This is a genomic window from Butyricicoccus sp. AM32-19 (genome assembly GCF_003480365.1).
Taxonomy (GTDB): Bacteria; Bacillota; Clostridia; order Oscillospirales; family Butyricicoccaceae; genus Agathobaculum; species Agathobaculum butyriciproducens.
In genome coordinates this window covers 1-368 of sequence record NZ_QUIX01000021.1, presented here as the reverse complement: position 1 = coordinate 368, position 368 = coordinate 1, and the positions used below count along the sequence as shown (strand labels likewise).

2 tRNA genes are annotated in these 368 nt (G+C 49.5%); both read right to left on the bottom strand.

Features of this window, described 5'->3' with window-relative positions:
- Positions 1-8: 8 nt before the first annotated feature.
- Positions 9-83, bottom strand: a tRNA-Glu gene (locus tag DW806_RS13570).
- Positions 84-152: 69 nt separating this feature from the next.
- A tRNA-Lys gene (locus tag DW806_RS13565) sits at positions 153-228 on the bottom strand.
- Between the last annotated feature and the right edge of the window lie 140 nt (positions 229-368).

Genomic DNA, 368 nt, shown 5'->3' with positions numbered 1-368 from the left:
AAGAAATTTGGTGACCCGTGGGAGAATCGAACTCCCGTTTGCGGCGTGAGAGGCCGCCGTCTTAGCCGCTTGACCAACGGGCCATAACAGTTAGACTTCCGGTATTTCTCGGTTCCGCTGTGGACTCTCTCGAACCCACAGCGCACCGAATCTGGTACACCATCACGGGCTCGAACCGTGGACCCACTGATTAAGAGTCAGTTGCTCTACCAACTGAGCTAATGGTGCATACTTTTCTTCGAGAAGAAAAGTATGCAAAAGAAGCTTTACCTGCGCTCACGCGCTATCTTCTTCGCTGTTTTCTCTCTCAGAAAACTTTTTAGAAGGTCTTTACACCCTCAAAACTGAACAATCCTACTCGCAAGCTA